Here is a 2,929-nt window from a genome sequence, read left to right as displayed (position 1 = left end):
CTCGAAGCGGTGCGCGGAGATGTCCCAGCGGCCGCCGAGGTCGAGCGGGTGTGGTGACAGGATCGCATTGCCGTGCCGCCACGACGGCTTGAACACGTTCGGCCCGAGCGCGATCTGCCAGTCGAGTGCATGTGCGATCTCGGTGGCCTGGCAGTGCCAGACGTCGTCGACCGCGTCGTCCATCGGCGCGCCGAAGCCGGGTGCGAGCACGGGGCGCGGCATGCGGCGCGCCATTGCTTCCTGCAGGAAATACACGTCGGCGTGCGTCGACTGCATCCAGTTGCGCATCGCGTTCCACGCGGTGAAGCCGAGTGGCGAGCGGCCCTTGTGCAGGTTCCAGCTCACCGCGGTGATTTCGTCGGGGGCGGCGTGCGGTTCGGCGAACGGCAGGGACAGGGCGTCGGCGGACATGACGCTCAATCCTTCGCGACGTGCGCACGCACGCGGTACACGAGGTGCGGATGCTGTTCGACGAGCGTCCAGTCGGTCCACGCGTCGCCGCCGACCGTCAGGCCGGGGTGACTCGCGACGATTTGCCGCGGCGACGCGGGCAGGCACGGATCGGCCGGCTTCGCCCCTTCGTCGTCGATCGTTTCCTGCACGTCGAGCGCGAGCGACACCGTGTTCGCGCCGGCATCGACGGTGAGCGGCGCGACCGTGACCGAGCGCGAACGCTCGGTCGGCACCACGCGCGCGGCATTGCCGCAGCCGACCGGCACGGCGGACGGATAGCGATGGGTATCGGTACGGGTCTGACCCACGGTGGTGCGCTGCTGGAACGTGTCGATGGTCTGACCGTCGCGCACGACCTGGATCTCCCACGCGACGGAGGCCGGCGCGGGGCTCTGCGCATGGGCGGCGAGCGCGATGCTCGCGAGCAGGACGGCCAGGCCGTGTTTCAGCATGAAACGTCTCCGGAAACGCGGAATAGCGGGGAACGGACGCACATCTTACGCCCGATCGATTTCGATCGTGATGTGACAGGACGCGCCGCGGCAGGTTCGCCGCAAGATGCGGTCCTGTTCGAAAGGTAGGGCCGCGTCATGCGTTTTCAAGCGAAAAAGCGCGTGAACTCGGCGACCGGCGCGCGCTCGGTGACGAGGCGGTTCTCGATCGCGTCGGGGTCCGCATGGCCGAGCGACATGCCGCAGACCAGTTGCTCGTTGGCGGGAATGCCGAGGTGTTCGGTGACGATCCGGTGAAACGGCACGAACGCGGCCTGCGGGCAGGTATCGAGCCCGCGTGCGCGTGCAGCGGTCATCACGCCCTGCAGGAACATCCCGCAGTCGAGCCATGCACCGTAGGTCATCACGCGGTCGAGCGTGAAGAACAGTGCGACCGGCGCATCGAAGAAACGGAAGTTGCGTGCGTGCTGCGCATGCATGCGCGCCTTCTCGTCGCGGCCGATGTTCAACAGGCCGTACAGGTCCCAGCCGACCTTGCGGCGCCGGTCGATATACGGCGACACCCATTCGCGCGGGTAGTAGTCGTACTCGGCGACGTATTTCTCGTTGCGCGCGGGATCGTCATGGGCCGCGGTGAGTGCGGCGGCGAGCGCATCGCGCGTGGCGCCCGTCGCGACGTACACGCGCCACGGCTGGATGTTGGTGCCCGACGGCGCGCGGCTTGCGGCTTCGAGGATTGCCTCGAGCGTGTCGCGCGGCACGGGCGTCGGCAGGAATGCGCGGATCGCGCGGCGCGACGTGAGTGCCGCATCGACGGCGTCGATTGCATCGGCGTCGACGCGCGGGAAAGCAGTGGGGACGGACATCGGCATACCTTCGGGACGGGGTCCGACGCGCCGCGCGGGCGCCGTCGGCACGGCCGGTGCGGCGGGTGGGTGAACCGACGATCATACGCCGCGGTGCGCCGGCGTGCAGTGCGCGCGGGTGTTAGCAGCAGACGCACGCGGCTGCTTGCTTGCGCGGGAATGCGGGATCGCTACACTGAAATCGTAAGGGTCTGATGGTCGTGTGACAGCAAGCGGCAGCGAGGTTGGTATGACGACGGCGATGGTGAAACAGGAACTGGCGGTGGCGTCCTTCAGCACGGTGTACGACCTCGAGCAGGTCGAGACGGCGCTGAGTGACCTGAACGAGAGCGCGAGCGACGCACTGCGCGCCACCTACGAGAGGATGCTCAAGACGGGCAATCTGCGCTTCTGCGTGAAGCCGAACCGGATGCCGTCGTTCGACGCGCTCGGCGAGGCATTGCCCAATTTCGCCGAGCCGCTCGACGACGTGCGCAAGCAGGTCGCGCTGTGCCTCGAAACGGACGACCGGCTCGAACTGATGCCGATCCTGTTGCTCGGGCCCCCGGGCATCGGCAAGACGCATTTCGCGAAGGCGCTCGCGCAACTGCTCGGCACCGCGTACCACTACGTGCCGATGAGTTCGCTGACGGCCGGCTGGATCCTGTCGGGTGCGTCGTCGCAATGGAAGAACGCGAAGCCGGGCAAGGTGTTCGATGCGCTCGTGAACGGCAGCTACGCGAACCCGGTGATCGCGGTCGACGAGATCGACAAGGCCGGCAGCGATGCGCAATACGATCCGCTCGGCGCGCTGTACGCGTTGCTCGAGCACGACACCGCGCGCGCATTCATCGACGAATTCGCGGAAGTGCCGATCGATGCGGGCAACGTGATCTGGATCGCGACCGCGAACGACGCGCACGCGATTCCGGAGCCGCTGCTCAACCGGATGAACGTGTACGAGATCGAGCCGCCCGATGCGGCCGGCGCGCGCCGGATCGCGCAGACGATCTACGACGAGATCCGCACGTCGCATGCGTGGGGGCGGCGCTTCCCGGACATCCTCGGCGACGACAATCGCAAGAGCGGCGCGGAGGGTAAGCGGGTGCGGCAGCGTGTGGGACACGGTGCGGGCTCACTTAGATTAAAAACAAACACAATCACCAGTCACAGTCACGA

At 67.4% G+C, this 2,929-nt stretch carries 3 protein-coding genes and 1 pseudogene; 1 reads left to right on the top strand and 3 read right to left on the bottom strand.

Features of this window, described 5'->3' with window-relative positions:
* From G3N93_RS37535 to G3N93_RS37525, 3 genes and pseudogenes are all read right to left on the bottom strand, one after another.
* Positions 1–411 (bottom strand): annotated as a pseudogene (locus tag G3N93_RS37535) (endonuclease); the annotation flags it as partial.
* 5 nt (positions 412–416) lie between these two features.
* A complete protein-coding gene (locus G3N93_RS37530) occupies positions 417–905 on the bottom strand; it encodes a hypothetical protein (protein ID WP_174989594.1) in 489 nt (162 codons plus the stop codon).
* A gap of 146 nt (positions 906–1,051) precedes the next feature.
* Positions 1,052–1,771 carry a nitroreductase gene (locus tag G3N93_RS37525; RefSeq protein WP_174937497.1) on the bottom strand — a complete coding sequence of 240 codons (720 nt, stop codon included), beginning with the start codon at positions 1,769–1,771 and terminating at the stop codon, positions 1,052–1,054.
* 229 nt (positions 1,772–2,000) lie between these two features.
* On the opposite strand from G3N93_RS37525, the gene G3N93_RS37520 reads away from it, so the two are divergent.
* Positions 2,001–2,929, top strand: a 929-nt coding sequence (locus G3N93_RS37520; RefSeq protein ID WP_241026867.1) for an AAA family ATPase, incomplete at its 3' end; no start/stop codon positions are given.

Source organism: Burkholderia sp. Se-20378 (assembly GCF_017104665.1).
Classification (GTDB): domain Bacteria; phylum Pseudomonadota; class Gammaproteobacteria; order Burkholderiales; family Burkholderiaceae; genus Burkholderia; species Burkholderia lata.
The sequence above is the reverse complement of the archived record's forward strand: the minus strand, read 5'-3'. Positions and strand labels throughout refer to the sequence as shown.